The 14,966-nt window shown below is 71.2% G+C and carries 17 protein-coding genes and 1 pseudogene; 10 read left to right on the top strand and 8 right to left on the bottom strand.

Going from position 1 to position 14,966, the window contains the following annotated elements; all coding sequences use genetic code 11:
- Window positions 1-94 (bottom strand): annotated as a pseudogene (locus AX737_RS38110) (30S ribosomal protein S6); the annotation flags it as partial.
- Window positions 95-367: 273 nt separating this feature from the next.
- Window positions 368-919: a glutathione peroxidase gene (locus tag AX737_RS38115; RefSeq protein WP_066922427.1), complete on the bottom strand. Its 552-nt coding sequence runs from the start codon at window positions 917-919 to the stop codon at window positions 368-370.
- 129 nt (window positions 920-1,048) lie between these two features.
- Between AX737_RS38115 and AX737_RS38120 the strand changes: the two genes are divergently transcribed.
- On the top strand, window positions 1,049-1,615 hold the full coding sequence (locus tag AX737_RS38120; RefSeq protein ID WP_156453722.1) for a cytochrome b: 567 nt from the start codon (window positions 1,049-1,051) through the stop codon (window positions 1,613-1,615).
- A gap of 91 nt (window positions 1,616-1,706) precedes the next feature.
- Here the strand turns inward: AX737_RS38120 and AX737_RS38125 are convergent, their stop codons facing one another.
- Window positions 1,707-2,588, bottom strand: coding sequence for an AprI/Inh family metalloprotease inhibitor (locus AX737_RS38125; protein ID WP_066922430.1), 882 nt, complete (start codon window positions 2,586-2,588; stop codon window positions 1,707-1,709).
- A complete protein-coding gene (locus AX737_RS38130) occupies window positions 2,585-3,577 on the bottom strand; it encodes a 2-hydroxyacid dehydrogenase (protein WP_066922454.1) in 993 nt (330 codons plus the stop codon). The genes AX737_RS38125 and AX737_RS38130 overlap by 4 nt, the downstream gene beginning before the upstream one ends.
- A gap of 255 nt (window positions 3,578-3,832) precedes the next feature.
- Between AX737_RS38130 and leuC the strand changes: the two genes are divergently transcribed.
- From leuC to AX737_RS38170, 8 genes are all read left to right on the top strand, one after another.
- Complete coding sequence (gene leuC / locus AX737_RS38135; protein WP_066922432.1) at window positions 3,833-5,245, top strand: 3-isopropylmalate dehydratase large subunit; 1,413 nt, start codon at window positions 3,833-3,835, stop codon at window positions 5,243-5,245.
- Between the two features lie 250 nt (window positions 5,246-5,495).
- A complete protein-coding gene (locus tag AX737_RS38140) occupies window positions 5,496-6,551 on the top strand; it encodes a lysylphosphatidylglycerol synthase domain-containing protein (RefSeq protein WP_066922434.1) in 1,056 nt (351 codons plus the stop codon).
- Between the two features lie 138 nt (window positions 6,552-6,689).
- Window positions 6,690-7,334 (top strand): thioredoxin domain-containing protein, encoded by a 645-nt coding sequence (locus tag AX737_RS38145; RefSeq protein WP_066922436.1) that lies wholly within the window; start codon window positions 6,690-6,692, stop codon window positions 7,332-7,334.
- A gap of 191 nt (window positions 7,335-7,525) precedes the next feature.
- Window positions 7,526-7,906: an AtpZ/AtpI family protein gene (locus AX737_RS38150; protein ID WP_066922438.1), complete on the top strand. Its 381-nt coding sequence runs from the start codon at window positions 7,526-7,528 to the stop codon at window positions 7,904-7,906.
- An 80-nt stretch (window positions 7,907-7,986) separates the two neighbouring features.
- The gene (locus tag AX737_RS38155) at window positions 7,987-8,742 is read left to right on the top strand and encodes a F0F1 ATP synthase subunit A (RefSeq protein ID WP_066922440.1); all 756 of its coding nucleotides are present in this window, start codon (window positions 7,987-7,989) and stop codon (window positions 8,740-8,742) included.
- A gap of 60 nt (window positions 8,743-8,802) precedes the next feature.
- Complete coding sequence (locus AX737_RS38160; protein ID WP_066922442.1) at window positions 8,803-9,030, top strand: F0F1 ATP synthase subunit C; 228 nt, start codon at window positions 8,803-8,805, stop codon at window positions 9,028-9,030.
- 192 nt (window positions 9,031-9,222) lie between these two features.
- Entirely contained in the window at window positions 9,223-9,798 is a 576-nt protein-coding gene (locus AX737_RS38165) for an ATP synthase subunit B (RefSeq protein WP_066922444.1), read from the top strand.
- A 19-nt stretch (window positions 9,799-9,817) separates the two neighbouring features.
- Complete coding sequence (locus AX737_RS38170) at window positions 9,818-10,303, top strand: ATP F0F1 synthase subunit B (RefSeq protein WP_197430585.1); 486 nt, start codon at window positions 9,818-9,820, stop codon at window positions 10,301-10,303.
- Between the two features lie 178 nt (window positions 10,304-10,481).
- On the opposite strand, the gene AX737_RS38175 is transcribed toward AX737_RS38170, so the two are convergent.
- Both AX737_RS38175 and AX737_RS38180 read right to left on the bottom strand, forming a co-directional pair.
- Entirely contained in the window at window positions 10,482-11,240 is a 759-nt protein-coding gene (locus AX737_RS38175) for a general stress protein (protein WP_238229319.1), read from the bottom strand.
- Between the two features lie 35 nt (window positions 11,241-11,275).
- Window positions 11,276-11,587: a hypothetical protein gene (locus AX737_RS38180; RefSeq protein ID WP_066922448.1), complete on the bottom strand. Its 312-nt coding sequence runs from the start codon at window positions 11,585-11,587 to the stop codon at window positions 11,276-11,278.
- Between the two features lie 204 nt (window positions 11,588-11,791).
- Between AX737_RS38180 and flhA the strand changes: the two genes are divergently transcribed.
- Window positions 11,792-13,930: a flagellar biosynthesis protein FlhA gene (gene flhA, locus AX737_RS38185; RefSeq protein WP_066922450.1), complete on the top strand. Its 2,139-nt coding sequence runs from the start codon at window positions 11,792-11,794 to the stop codon at window positions 13,928-13,930.
- A 6-nt stretch (window positions 13,931-13,936) separates the two neighbouring features.
- Here flhA and AX737_RS38190 read toward each other — a convergent pair whose 3' ends face one another.
- Together AX737_RS38190 and AX737_RS38195 are read right to left on the bottom strand one after the other, a co-directional pair.
- The gene (locus AX737_RS38190) at window positions 13,937-14,278 is read right to left on the bottom strand and encodes a DUF1491 family protein (protein ID WP_066922452.1); all 342 of its coding nucleotides are present in this window, start codon (window positions 14,276-14,278) and stop codon (window positions 13,937-13,939) included.
- Between the two features lie 70 nt (window positions 14,279-14,348).
- Window positions 14,349-14,966: peptidoglycan-binding domain-containing protein (locus tag AX737_RS38195; protein WP_066922456.1), on the bottom strand; the 618-nt coding region annotated here is incomplete at its 5' end.

The following is a 14,966-nucleotide window of genomic DNA, read 5'->3' on the forward strand; positions in this document are numbered from 1 at the left end:
GCTCGATCACACCCTTGTAGGTGTCGATCATGGTCTCGACCTGCTGGGACGTCACGTCCTGGCGGGCGAGGAGCACGTGCTCGTAGAGAGGCATTTCGGGCCTTTCATCGTGGATGAGGCCCGTGACGCGCTGCGCGGGTCGCCGGGCCGGTTCGTTCACGCTTGCCCGGCGCCAAGCCCTTCGAGCCGTGATGATGGCCCGAGCGGTTGATCGAAGGCGGAGACACGGGACGACGGGCCAAGGCCCTGTGCCGGCAGGCGGCACCGTCCGTTCAGCCCCCGGCCGGAGCGAACGCGAGGGGCGGCGCATAGGGGGTTTTTCGGGCTTTGGCAAGGGCGACGCGCGATCTTCGCGGCCTGAGCGCCCTCAGGCCTTGTCCAGTTCCGCGGCGATCGCCGAGATCACACGCGGGTCGTTCGGCTCGACCTGGGTGGCGAAGGCGCCGGCCAGGGCGCCGTTCCGGGCAACCAAGTATTTGTGGAAGTTCCAGCGCGGGGTCTCGCCCGGGCGCTGGGCGGCCGCCCAGGCGTAGAACGGGTGGGCGTTCGGCATCTTCACGCGGGTCTTGGCGGTGAGCGGGAAGGTGACGCCGTGGTTCTTGCGCGCGGCTTCCGCGATCGCCGGCCCGTCGAGCGGCTCCTGGTTTCCGAAATCCGGGGAGGGCACGCCGACGACCGCGAGGCCGCGGTCCTGGAAGCGGGTCCACAAGGCCTGGAGCCCGGAGAGCTGCCCGGCGAAGCCGCAGGCGGTCGCGGTGTTGACGACGAGGATCGGCCGGCCTTGGAACGCGGAGAGCGGCAGCGGGCCGCCCTCCGGCTTGTCGAAGGCGAAGTCCGTGGCCCGACCCTCCGCCGCGCGGGCGGGTAGGGCCAGGGCGGCACCGATCAGGACGAGGGCCTCGCGGCGCAGCAGGGGCATGGCGTCCACATCCGTATGAGCCTCGAGCCGGAGTTTGTAGCGCGATTGCCCGCCCCGTCCATGGCGGCCATTCCCTTCGCCCCGTCCGGATCTAACTTGGATCAAATCCAGGCCGCGCCGGAGCGAACGATGCCGCCCACCTACGTCACCGCCTCGGGCATGCCGCGCTACAACGGGGTCGCGCAGGCGCTGCACTGGCTGACCGCCCTCCTCGTCGCCGCGGTGCTGCCCCTCGCCTGGATCGCGACGAGCCTCGCCCGGGACGCGCCGGCCAAGGGCGACATGTTCGTGCTGCACAAGTCGGTGGGGCTGACGCTGTTCGCCCTCGTGGTCGTGCGCATCGTCTGGCGCATCCTACACCCGGCGCCGCCCGAGCCGCGCATGCCCGCCGCGCTCGCCGTGCTCGGCCGGATCAACCACTGGCTGCTCTACGCGGTCTTCCTGATCATGCCGGTGAGCGGCTACCTGCTCAGCGCGCTGGCGGGCCGCTCGACCCCGTATTTCTGGCTCTTCACCGTGCCGGGCCTGCCGAAGGACGAGGGGCTGCAGAAGATCTTCCAGTCCGTCCACCTCGCCGGGCAGTGGGCGGTCTACTTGCTGGTCGGCCTGCACGTCCTGGCGACCGTCTGGCACGTCGCCGTGCGCCGCGACGGCCTGCACGAGCGCATGATGCCGGTGCAGGATCAGGTCGGGTAGGGCGCCGACCCCGTCGGGCCTTCGAAAGGTCCGGGACCTCGCGCGGGCCCGGGGCTGAGCTCTGGTCTACGGGATGGACTTGGCAACGGTCTCAGGGCTCGACCCTGCGCAGGACGAAGGTGGTGCCGGTCTCCGGGTCGCGCCGCCAGGCCCCTTCGCCGTTCGGCACCAGGCCGACCGTGTGGCCGCGCCGGGCCGTCAGCGTCAGGCGGCCGGCGGCGAAGCTCCACCCGGCGGGCCCGAACACCTCGATCCCGCTGTCGCGGCAGCCCGGCATCAGGGACACGGCCCCACCGCCGGCGAGTTCGAGCCGGCAGACATCGCGGTCGCGGTAACGGTCGAGCGCGTAGAGGCCGGGCTCGGGGGCGCCCGCCGCGGGCGCGGGGAGGGCGGCCGGAGCCGACTGTCCGGCGACGCTGGAGGCGGCCTCCGATGGCGGCGCTGCAGAGGGCAGGGCCGCTTCGGGCGCGGGCGGACGCATCGCCGCGATATCGAGGGGCACGAAGCTGTAGACCTCGCCGCTCTCCGCCTTCGCGCCGTAGCTGCCCCGGTCGGGCCGGGGGGTGAAGATCAGGAGCGGGCGCACGTTCTTGTCGACGAGGCGCACGCCGCCCTCTGTGTAGAGCCAGCCGACCATGGTGGCGGTGAGCGGCAGCGCCCTCCGGCAGCCCGCCGGGAAGGCGAGCTTGCGCCCCACCGGCCCGTTGTCGAGGCCGAGCGTCATCACGCAGCGCCGGTTCGTCCCGTCGCGGGAGAGGTCCCAGGTACCGGGGACGCCGGTGAATCGATCCGGCAGGCGATCGGCCGGCGGCGGAGAGGTCGGCTGTGCCTCCGGCGCGGCGGGCGTGAGGTCCGGTGGCGCGGAAGGCAGCAGGGGCGGGAACTGCGGCGGCTGGGCGGGGATCGCCTCCTGCGCCGCGGCCGCGCCGAGGCCCAGCAGGGCAGCGAGGGCCGCGAGGGGGAGCTGTCTCACGCCTCGACCTTCCGGGATGTCTCGGGGCCGGGCGCCTCGGATGGCTCGGCGCCGGCCTTCCAGGGCGTCTCCGCCACCGGGGTCAGGGGCCCGCGCCCCTCGAACCACGAGAGCAGGTTGTCGGCCACGAGCCGGCCCATCGCCGCGCGGGTGTGGTGCGAGGCGGAGCCGACATGCGGCAGCAGTACCGCGTTGTCGCACGCCACGAGGTCCGCCGGCACGTGCGGCTCGTCCGCGAACACGTCGAGCCCGGCCGCCTGGATCGTGCCGTCCGCCAGCGCCGCCGCCAGCGCCGCCTCGTCCACGAGGCTGCCGCGGGCGACGTTGATCAGGACGCCCTCCGGCCCGAGCCCCCGGAGCACCGCGGCGTCGATGAGCCCCGCGGTCCCGGGGCCGCCCGGCGCCACCACGATCAGCACGTGCACGGCCTCGGCGAGGCCGACGAGGGTGGGGTGGTAGGCGTAGGGCACGTCCGCCTGCCGCGAGCGGCCGTGATAGGCGATCTCGACCCCGAACCCTTCGAGCCGGCGCGCGATGGCGCGCCCGATCCGGCCGAGGCCGAGGATGCCGATCCGGCGCCCGCGCAAGGACGGCGAGAGCGGGAAGGGCGCCTGCGGCCAGCGTCCGGCCCGAAGGTAGCGGTCCGCCTGGGGGATCCGGCGGAGCGTGGCGAGCAGGAGGCCGAGGGTCAGGTCGGCCACCTCGTCGGTGAGCACGTCCGGCGTGTTGGTGACGACGACGCCCCGGGCGGCGGCCGCCCGCGCATCCACCGTGTCGTAGCCGACGCCGAAATTGGCGACGATCTCCAGCTTCGGCAGCCGGTCCATCAGGCCGCCGTCGACCGGCGTCTGCGCGCCGACCGCGAGGCCGCGGATGCGGGGCGCGACCTCTCTCAGCAGCGCCTCCGGGTCGGCGGCGCCGTCGACCCGGTGCAGGGTGAGGCGGGCACCCAGCGCCTCCGCCACGACCGGGTGCATCGGCCGGAGCATCAGGATCTCGGGCGGGGCGGGCTCGCTCACGGTTGGGACTCCGGCTGGCGCGCGGGGCACGCCTATCCCTCCACATACCGCATCCGGGCCGGTTGTCGCCGCCCGCGCGCGGCACCCGTGCGACAGAAGCCGGCCAGCCATCCCGCGGCGGCGGCGCGGCGCCTCTTCCGATTCTCGCCTCGGACCCCTACTAAGAGAGGTTCCAAGCCGGGTGCATCGGGTGCCCCGGTCGGTCCCCACAGCGAACTCCAAGCCATGGCAAGCCCGCGCACGCTCTACGACAAGATCTGGGACGACCACGTCGTCGATGTTCAGCCGGACGGCACCAGCCTCCTCTACATCGACCGCCACCTCGTGCACGAGGTGACGAGCCCCCAGGCGTTCGAGGGCCTGCGCGTGGCCGGCCGCCGGGTGCGCCATCCCGAGAAGACGCTGGCGGTCGTGGACCACAACGTCCAGACCTCGGACCGGCGCGCGGGGATCGAGGATCCGGAGAGCCGCACGCAGCTCGAGGCGCTGGCCGAGAACGTGCGCGACTTCGGCATCGAGTTCTACGACGCGCTGGATCGCCGCCAGGGCATCGTCCACATCATCGGGCCGGAGCAGGGCTTCACGCTTCCCGGCCAGACGATCGTGTGCGGCGACTCGCACACCTCGACGCACGGCGCCTTCGGGGCGCTGGCCCACGGCATCGGCACGTCCGAAGTCGAGCACGTGCTCGCCACCCAGACGCTGGTGCAGAAGAAGGCCCGGAACATGCGGGTCACGGTCGACGGCGCGCTGCCGCCGGGCGTCACCGCGAAGGACATCATCCTGGCGATCATCGGCGAGATCGGCACGGCCGGCGGCACCGGGCACGTCATCGAGTACGCGGGCGAGGCCATCCGCGCCCTCTCGATGGAGGGCCGGATGACGATCTGCAACATGACGGTCGAGGGCGGGGCGCGGGCCGGCATGGTCGCGCCCGACGAGACCACCTTCGCGTACGTGAAGGGCCGCCCGAAGGCGCCGCAGGGCGCGGCCTTCGACGCGGCGCGGCGCTACTGGGAGAGCCTCGTCAGCGACGAGGGCGCCCATTTCGACCGCGAGGTGCGGCTGGATGCGGGGAACCTCCCCCCGATCGTCAGCTGGGGCACCAGCCCCGAGGATGTGATCTCGATCCAGGGCCTCGTGCCGGATCCGGCCCGGATCGCCGACGAGAACAAGCGGCAGTCGAAGGAGAAGGCGCTGGCCTATATGGGCCTGACGCCGGGCACCAAGATCACCGACATCACCCTGGACCGGGTCTTCATCGGCTCTTGCACCAACGGACGCATCGAGGACCTGCGCGAGGTCGCGCGGGTCGTCGGCGACCGCAAGGTGCACCAGAGCGTGTCGGCGATGATCGTGCCGGGCTCCGGGCTGGTGAAGGCGCAGGCCGAGGCGGAAGGGCTCGACAAGATCCTGAAGGCGGCGGGCTTCGACTGGCGCGAGCCCGGCTGCTCGATGTGCCTCGGCATGAACCCGGACAAGCTGCGGCCGGGCGAGCGCTGCGCCTCGACCTCGAACCGCAATTTCGAGGGCCGCCAGGGCCCGCGCGGGCGCACGCACCTCGTCTCCCCGGCGATGGCCGCCGCCGCGGCGGTGGCCGGCCGCTTCGTCGACATCCGCGAGTGGCCGCAGGGCTGATCGCCCTGTCCTGATCGTTGCCGAAGCCCGCCCCGGCCGAACGGGGCGGGCTTTTTCGTTGCGCGACACCCGGCCGGATGCGCCGCCGCCCGCGCGGCGTTCGGCTCCGCCGCCGGAGATCGATCCCGGGGGCCCCACACGAAACGGTCACGATCGCCTGACATCACCCGCCCGGCAGGGGCGGCCCGTCCCGCTTGCGGCGCGCCGGTTCCTGGCGCATCAGGGTCGCCGATCCGGGGACGAGAGTGCCATGAAGAAGATCAGCGAGTTCATCTGGCCGCTCGTCGGCCTCGCGGCCGTCGTCGTCTCCGGCTACTTCCTCTACCAGGAACTGAAGTCCACCTCGCTCTCGGCGATCTGGGGCGCGATCCTGGCGATCCCGCCGCACCGGATCCTGCTGGCGCTGGTCTCGACCCTCGTCGCCTACGCGGCGCTGGCCTGGTACGACCGGATCGCGCTGCTGCATCTCGGCGTGCGCCACATCTCGTGGCTGTTCGTCTCGCTCTGCTCCTTCACCACCTACGCGCTCTCGCACAATATCGGCGCCTCGGTCTTCTCGGGCGCGCTGGTGCGCTACCGGGCCTACACCGCCAAGGGGCTCTCGGCCGCGCAGGTCGCGGTGCTGGTGGCGCTGTGCTCCTTCACCTTCTTCCTCGGCACGGTGTCGCTCGGCGGCCTGACCCTCGTCCTCGACCCGCACCTGCTCTCGCGGCTCGAGGGCAAGCTCCCGGCCGTCTTCACCGACCCGAAGACCGCGCTCGTCGTCGGCATCGGCATGCTGGCCTTCGTGGCGCTCTACGTCGCCGGCTCTGTCCTGCGCCTGCCGCCGCTGCACATCCGCGCGTTCAAGCTGGAATATCCGCGCCCCGGCATCATGGGCCGCCAGCTGATCGCCGCGCCGCTGGAACTGCTGGGCGCGGCCGGCATCATCTACTTCGCGCTCCCCGAGTCGATGGGTGTCGACTTCCTGACCGTTCTGGCGATCTTCCTGGCCTCGTTCTCGCTGGCGCTCGCCTCGCACGCGCCCGGCGGTCTCGGGGTGTTCGAGCTGGTCTTCATCACGGCGATGCAGATCACCGACGCCGCCCAGAAGGACGCCGTCATCGCTGCGGTGATCGTCTTCCGGGTGTTCTATCTCTGGCTGCCGCTGCTCGCCTCGATCGTGATCGTGCTGATGTTCGAGCGTTCGCGCCTCGCGGCCGCGGTCGGCAGGAACGAGACGCCGGCCGTGCCAGAGCCTCCGGTGACCGCCCCGGGCCTCGATGCCCACGAGATCGAGCACAAGCTCAAGGAGAAGGCGGTCTGAGGATCGCCGCGGCCGCAGGGCCATCCCCGTAACCCGGCGAGGCCTGGACCGCCGTCGATTCGTCGCCTTGCAAGCGCCGTCCGGCCCCGCTACCGCAGACCCGGAGATCGTCCGACCATCAGCGGAGCCAGTCACGACATGATCACGCGGCGCGACGCTTTGAAACTCACCGGGCTCGCCGTGGGCGCGGCCGTCATCCTGCCGAAGCTCGGCCTGCCGGCCCTGGCGCAGGGCGTGGACGCCGCCGCGCTGATGCAGCCCGGCCCGCTCGGCGACGTCTGGCTGGGTCCGAAGGACGCGAAGGTCACGATCATCGAGTACGCCTCGATGACCTGCTCGCACTGCGCCGCCTTCCACCGCACCACCTGGCCGGCGCTCAAGGAGCGCTACATCGACACCGGCAAGGTGCGCTTCACCCTGCGCGAGTTCCCGCTCGATCCGCTGGCCACCGCGGCCTTCATGCTGGCGCGCTGCGACGGCGACGCGAAGTACTACCCCATCACCGACCTGCTCTTCGACCAGCAGCAGGCCTGGGCCTTCCAGCAGAAGCCCGTGGACGCCCTGGAGCAGATGCTGCGCCAAGCCGGCATCAGCAAGGAGAAGTTCGAGGCCTGCCTGAAGGACCAGAAGCTCTACGACGGCGTGAACGCCACGAAGCAGCGCGGCCTCGACACCTTCAAGGTCGATTCCACCCCGACCTTCTTCATCAACGGCGAGCGCTACAAGGGCGAGATGACGATCGACGGGATGGAGAAGGTGATCAAGCCGATCCTCGGGGCCTGAGCGCCGCGGCGACGCTTATCGAGGGCCAAGCTGTCCCGGCGGGCCCGGAAAACGCCAAAACATCAACTTTCGCAGTGACTTGGTTGATGTTGTCCGTGCCTTGACACGCCATAGGGGCGAAACTATGGTGCGCCGCGCTTGAAGGGGGCAAGCCTCGTTTCCGGGTCCTCTCGACACTGTGAGGTCGCGCCGTGAGCGGCAACGACACCAAGGGCGAGGGGCAGGGAGACCGGGCACCCACGGACAGCGAACTCTCCGCGAGGCTCAGACGTCTCGAGACGCAGATCGACGGCAAGCGGCCCGCGGCCTCTTCCGATCCTTCGCCGCGTCCAGGGCCGTCCGCGCACTCCTCCCTCGGGCAGGCGATGACGCTCTCCACGGAGTTCATCGCCGCCATCATCGCGGGCGGAATCCTCGGTTGGCTGTGCGACCATTTCCTCGGGACGAAACCCTGGGGGATGATCGTCCTTGTGCTGCTGGGGTTCGTGACGGGCGTCTACAACATCATGCGTCTGTCCGGCTTCTCGGGGACGAACGGCCCCGGGGGCCCAAAAGATCGCAAAGGCCCTTGAGGGTCGACACGGATTCGGGTTAGCCGCCCGGGGCGGGCCGCCAAGGCCGCCCGAGCGCGCGAGGGAGCAGAAGCAAGAGCATGGCGGCCAGCATCGACCCGATCCACCAGTTCGAGCTGAAGCCGCTCGTCTCGCTGGGCCATATCGGCAACCAGGAAATCGCCTTCACCCAGTCGGCGCTCTACATGTTCGCCGCCGTCGGCGTCATCGCCTTCATCACCATCGTGGCCACTGCCGGCCGCTCGGTGGTGCCGGGCCGGATGCAGGCGCTGGCCGAGGTCTTCTACGAGTTCATCGCCGATACGCTGCACCAGGCGACCGGCGACAAGGAGCAGCGCTTCCTGCCGCTCGTCTTCTCGCTGTTCATGTTCGTGCTCATCCTGAACCTGTTCGGGATGATCCCCTATGCCTTCGCGGTGACCAGCCACCTGATCATCACCTTCGGCCTCGCCTTCCTGGTGATCTCGACGGTCGTGATCTACGGCGTGATGAAGCACGGCAGCCACTTCCTCGGCCTGTTCATCCCGGCGGGCGTGCCCAAGCCCCTCCTGCTGATCATGGTGCCGATCGAGATCGTCTCGTTCATCTCGCGCCCGATCAGCCTCTCGGTCCGTCTCTTCGCCAACATCCTGGCGGGCCACATCGCGCTCAAGATCTTCGCCTTCTTCGTCGCGCAGCTCCTGCTCGCCGGCGCCTGGAGCATCCTCTCCCCGCTCCCGCTCTTCCTCACCATCGCGCTGACGGCCCTGGAATTCCTAGTGGCGGCCCTGCAGGCCTACGTCTTCGCGACGCTGACGGCGGTCTACCTCGCCGACGCCCTTCACCCCGGCCACTGAGAACCCTCGGCCGGCCTCCCTCCGCGCAACGAAAATCGTTCGAAACCTCAGGAGTTACTCATGGATCCCGTCGCTGCGAAGTACATCGGCGCCGGTCTCGCCTGCCTCGGCATGGCGGGCGCGGGCATCGGCCTCGGCAACCTGTTCGGCCAGTTCTACGCCGGCGCGCTTCGCAACCCCTCGGCCGCCGACAGCCAGCGCACCAACCTGCTTCTCGGCTTCGCGCTGACCGAGGCGCTCGGCATCTTCTCGCTGCTCGTCGCGCTGCTCCTCCTCTTCGCCGTCTGAGGCGGGATCGCTCCGTCGCCGCGGGTCCGCCGCGGCGACGGGCACGGCTCAGGTGTTCCCCGCAAAGCTCCCGATCCCGACGGATCCCACTCCGGCCACGGCGACGCGGCGGGAGCTTCGCGAGAGACACCGAGCGCTCGGGCTAGACCTGCGAGCGCTCGATTGTTTTCACACTCCTTTCAGGACGGGACCATGGCGCAGCCGAACCCTCTCACCACTCCGCCGCCCGGGACCGACACCTACGCGGGCAAGGGCGAGATCCTGCACCCGGCCGAGAAGCACGCCTTCCCGCCCTTCGAGACCCATACCTTCCTGGCGCAGATCGTCTGGCTCGCGCTGGCCTTCGGCCTGCTCTACTACCTGATGTCGAAGATCGCGCTGCCGCGCATCCAGGGCATCCTGCACGATCGCGCCACCCGGCTCTCGGCCGACCTCGACGAGGCCCAGCGCATGAAGTCCGAGGCCGATGCCGCGGGCGCGGCCTACGAGAAGTCGCTCGCCGACGCGCAGGGCAAGGCCCGCGAGATTGCCCAGGAGACCCGCAACGCGCTCTCGGCCGAGGCCGAGACCAAGCGCAAGACGCTGGAGGCCGAGCTGAACCAGCGTCTGGCCGCCTCCGAGACCACCATCCGCGGCCGCACCGAGCAGGCCATGGGCAACGTCCGCACCATCGCGGGCGAGACCGCGACCGCCATCGTCGAGCGCCTCACCGGCCAGGCCCCCGACCAGGCCAGCGTCGAGCGCGCCCTCAACGCCACCGCGCACTGAGTAGGAACCCACAACCATGCTGCTCACCGCGGAATTCTGGGTCCTCGTCGCCTTCGTGGTCTTCCTGGCGCTCGCCGCCAAGGCCGGGGCCTTCGGCGCGATGACCAAGGGGCTCGACAGCCGCGCCAAGCGCGTGCGCAACGAACTCGACGAGGCCAAGCGCCTGCGCGAAGAGGCCGCCGCCGTGCTGGCGGACTACAAGCGCCGCCGCACCGAGGCCGAGCGGGAGGCCGAGGCGATCGTCGCGAGCGCCCGCGAGGAGGCCGAGCGTGCCGCCGCCGAGGGTCATCAGCGCCTGAACGACTTCGTGGCCCGCCGCACCAAGGCGGCCGAGTCGAAGATCGCCCAGGCCGAGGCTCAGGCCGAGGCCCAGGTCCGCGCCGCCGCGGCGGATGCCGCCGTGAAGGTCTCCGAGACCATCCTGCGCGAGCGGATGCAGGGCGACGCCGCCCAGAACCTGATCCGGTCGAGCCTCGGCGAGGTCCGGACCCGCCTGCGGGCCTGAAGCGCGCCAAACTGCGAATCGGAAAGGGTCGCCCGGGGGGCGGCCCTTTCTCGTTTCGGGATGTCCGATACGGGCACGCTGCCTCAGCGCCTCAAGCTGTAGCTCCTCCCTCCCTCCGCTCGGCGGGGAGAGGGATACAGCAACACGCGAAGGGACCGGCCGGAAGCCGCATGACGCCTCAGCGCGTCGTCGCGCCGTGGGTCTGGCCCGGCGCCGGGGCGGTACCCGTCTGCCGGCCCGGCTCCTCGCGCGCCACGTCGGTCGTCTTCGGCAGGCCGGCGGTCGCGGGCGCGCTCGGATCACCGAGGCCCCCGGACGCCGCGCCCGCGGCGCTCGCCGTGCCCAGGCCGCTCGCGCTGCTGGACGCCGTCCCGTCCGTCGCGCCGCCGCCCGTCCAGCCCTCGGCGCGCCAGCCCTGGGCGCGCTCGTCGAGGTCGATCGAGCCGTGCTTGTCGAGGATCGCCAGCGCCCGGTCGGCCAGCCCGTCATCGACGCGCGCGGTGACCAGGGTGCCGCCGCGGCGCACGCCCTCCGCGTAGGTCTCGGCCTCGTGCTGGCTGAGCCCGGCGCCGGTGAGGCCGCCGATCAGGCCGCCGGCCGCCGCGCCGACGCCGGCTCCCGTCACGGTTGCGACGAGCCAGCCCGCCGCCACCACCGGGCCGACGCCCGGTATCGCCAGAAGCCCCAGACCGGCGAGCAGGCCGGCGCCGCCGCCCAGTACCGTGCCGAGCGTCGCGCCCGTGCCGGCGCCGTCCGCCGCGTCCGATTCCTCGGCCGCGGGGCGGGCGGTGGGCGTGCGCCCGCCGATCCGATTCTTGGGATCGCTCGCGACGATGCTGATGTCGCTGTGCGGGATGCCCTCCGCCTCCAGCTTGTCGACGGCGCGGGCCGCCGCCTCGTAATCGTCGAACAGGGCCGTGACGGCGCGTGTGGCCATGGTCTGTCTCCGGGTCTGTGTGGGGCGGGCCGCCGCTACTGGGCGGCGACGTTGCCGCGGTAATCCATGCCGATCCGAACCTGCTTGCCCGCGTGGGTGGCGGTGCCCTGCCAGATGCCCTGGTCGGTCTTCTTCAGGTCGGTGATCTCGGCAAAGCCCATCTTGGCGAAGCGCTCGCGCACCTGGGCCTCGGTGAAGCTGTTGGCGCCGGGCTGGAGCGGCTCGCCGACCGCGCCCTGTCCGTGCGGCGCCTCGGGGGCCGCCTGCGGTCTGGCCTGCGGCTCCTGCGCGGAGGCGCCGGTCACGATGAGGGCCAGAAGGGCTGCGGGCAGGAGCGGGCTGCGCATCGGCGGCGATCCTCGTGGGGGCGATCGGTGTGGCGCCGCCGGGCCTCGATTCCGTGCGCTGTCCCGTGGCGGCCTGTTCCGTCACAAGCCCCGGGCGCGCGCCGGGGTTCCGATTAACGTCCCGCTAACCATGCACCCGGCAAATCTTGCCGTGTCCGTCCGGAGCCGGAGGCTCCGGGCGCGAGGGCGGGTGAGAGACCGGGCATGAGCGACACGGCCACAATGCCGGCCAAGGGCGGGATCGGGGGCGCGCTCTCCGGCTTCACGATGCCCAATCGCGGGGACCTCCAGGCGCTGTCCAAGCGCTCGGACCTGTTCTTCGCCACCGCCGTGATGGGCATCCTGGCGGTGCTGATCTTCCCGCTGCCCGCGGTGCTGCTCGACCTGCTGCTCGCCGTCTCGATCATCATGTCGGTGCTGATCATGATGACGGGCCTGTTCATCGACAACCCGCTCGAATTCACCGTCTTCCCGACCTTGCTCCTCATCGCCACCATGCTGCGGCTGGCGCTGAACCTCGCCTCGACGCGCCTGATCCTCGGCCACGGCCACGAGGGCACGGCGGCGGCCGGCCACGTCATCGAGGCCTTCGGCAACTTCGTGATGGGGGGCAATTTCGTCATCGGGATCATCGTGTTCGCGATCCTGATCATCGTGAACTTCGTCGTCATCACGAAGGGCTCGGGCCGCATCGCCGAGGTCGCGGCGCGCTTCACCCTCGACGCGATGCCCGGCAAGCAGATGGCGATCGACGCCGACCTCTCGGCGGGGCTGATCGACGAGAAGGCGGCCAAGGCCCGGCGCGCGGCGCTGGAGGAGGAATCCTCGTTCTTCGGTGCGATGGACGGCGCCTCGAAATTCGTGCGCGGCGACGCGGTAGCGGCGCTGCTCATCACCTTCATCAACGTGATCGGCGGCATCATCATCGGTGTGGCCCAGCAGGGCATGCCCTTCGGCGCGGCGGCCAAGAGCTACACGCTGCTCACCATCGGCGACGGCCTCGCCTCTCAGGTGCCCGCGCTGATCGTCTCGACGGCGGCCGGCATCCTGGTCTCGAAGGCGGGCGTGAAGGGCTCGGCCGACAAGGCGCTCGGCAAGCAGCTCGCGCACTACCCGAAGGCGCTCGGCATGTCGGCGGGCGTCATGATCCTGATCGGCTTCCTGCCCGGCATGCCGATCCTGCCCTTCCTGCTGCTCTCGGGCGGCGCCGGCTACGCCGCGTGGCGCATCGCCAAGACCGCCAAGGAGGCGCCGCCCCTCGACGCGGACGGAAAGCCCGCCGATCCGGCAGCCGCGGCCGCCGCCAAGGAGGAGACGGTCACCGACCTGCTCAAGCTCGACGACCTGAAGCTGGAGATGGGCTACGCGCTGCTCGCGCTCGTCAACGGCGAGGCCGGCGACCGGCTCACCGACCAGATCAAGGCGCTGCGCCGCCAACTCGCGGCGGAACTCGGCTTCGTGATGCCCTCGGTGCGTATCCTCGACAACGTCCAGCTCGAGGCCAACGCCTACGTGGTGCGGGTGAAGGAGATCGAGGCCGGCACCGGCAAGATCTTCCCCGGCCAGTTCATGGCGATGGATCCGATGGGCGGCCAGGTGCAGCTGCCCGGCCAGCACATGCTGGAACCGACCTTCGGCCTGCCCGCCACCTGGATCGACGCGGGGCTTCGCGACCAGGCCCAGCTCAAGGGGTACACGGTGGTCGATGCCGCGACCGTGGTCTCGACGCACCTCACCGAGATCATCAAGGCGCACGTCTCGGAACTCCTCAACCACGTCGAGGTGCAGAAGCTTCTGCGCGAGCTACCGAAGGAACACGGCGAGCTCCTGAAGGAGGTGGTGCCGGCCCAGATCTCCACGACCGGCATCCAGCGCGTGCTGCAGTTCCTGCTCGCCGAGCGGGTCTCGATCCGCGATCTCGGGGCGATCATCGAGGGGATCGCCGAGGTGGCGGGCGCGGTGAAGAACCCGCGCGACATCGTGGAACACGTGCGCGCCCGCCTGGGTCGCCAGATCTGCGCGCAGTACCAGGGGCCGGACGGCATGCTGCCGATCATCACCCTGTCGCCGGCCTGGGAGCAGGCCTTCCTCGACTCGATCGTGGGCGAGCGCGAGGAGCGCTACCTCGCGATGCAGCCCTCGAAGCTCTCCGAGTTCGTCAACACGGTGCGCGACCGCTTCGAGCAGGCGGCCCGGCTCGGCGAGATGCCGGTCCTCGTCACCTCGGCGCAGTCCCGGCCCTTCGTGCGCTCGATCATCGAGCGCTTCCGCCGCGAGACCCCGGTGATGAGCCAGGCCGAGATCCACCCGCGGGCGCGGCTCAGGACGGTGGGATCGATCTGAGACCCGCTACTCGGCCAGATCCAGAAAATGCCGTCCCGCCCGGTCGTCGATCTCGATGATCCAGAGATCCGAGTCGAACCGCGCCTCCTTCGCCAGCCGCTCCTCGACGTCGAGGGGCGTCGAGCCCTGGAGGAGCGGGCTGAAGCGGCGGTCGCCCGAATTCTCGTCGTCGAACAGGGCCTGCGGGGCGGGGCCATAGAGGTCGGCGCTGCCGTCGAGGCGATCGACCTTCACGAAGATCGAACCGGCCTCCGCGGCGCCGCGGCGGCGCAGCACGGCCGGGATGTTCGCCACGTCGAGGCGGCGCAGATGGGCGGAGACGAAGAAGTCGGAGCGCAGGCGCGGCATCGGGAACCCTCGGGACGCGCCGGGATGCGCGCCCCCGCGCGGCGATGCAAGCCGTGCCTCGCGCCGGACCTCAGCCCTGTCCGGCCTTCTGGGACAGTTCGCGCAGCGTCCGGCCCGCCGGCTCGCCCTTCACCGGCAGCTTTGCGGCCCGCTCGAACTTCTCGATCGCCGCCCGGGTCCCCGGGCCCATCAGGCCGTCGGCCTTGAGCGGGCCGTAGCCGAGCTTGTTCAGGGCCCGCTGGGCCTGGATCACGGCGGTGTCCTTCGGGCTCACCGAGGCCGTGGTCTCCTCGGAGCGGATCAGCGCGGCGATCGGGTCGGGCTTGGCTTCAGGCTTGGCCGCCTCCCTGCGCGGCTCCGGTCTCGCTTCGGCGGTCCGGACGGGCTCGGCCGGTCGCTGCACCTCCGGGGGACGCTCGGGCGCAGGTCTTGCGGCCTCCCTCGGCAGCGGCGCCTTGGCCGAGGCGACCACCGCCGGCTTCGGCAGGATCGGGGCCGGGTGGCGGCCCGCCTGCGAGCCCAGCGCGTTCACGCAGACCGCCGCGACGGCGCCCAGTACCGCCAGCGAGCCCAGAACGCTGCCGGGCTGGGTCCGGCAGAGGCGCACGGTCCCGCCGAGCCCGGAGAGGGCGAGCCCCCGCCAGTCCGGCGTGGGCTGCCGCCGCCGGGGTGCGGGGCGCCTCGGGGC

Source organism: Methylobacterium sp. CCH5-D2, assembly GCF_001556475.1.
GTDB classification, from domain to species: domain Bacteria; phylum Pseudomonadota; class Alphaproteobacteria; order Rhizobiales; family Beijerinckiaceae; genus Methylobacterium; species Methylobacterium hispanicum.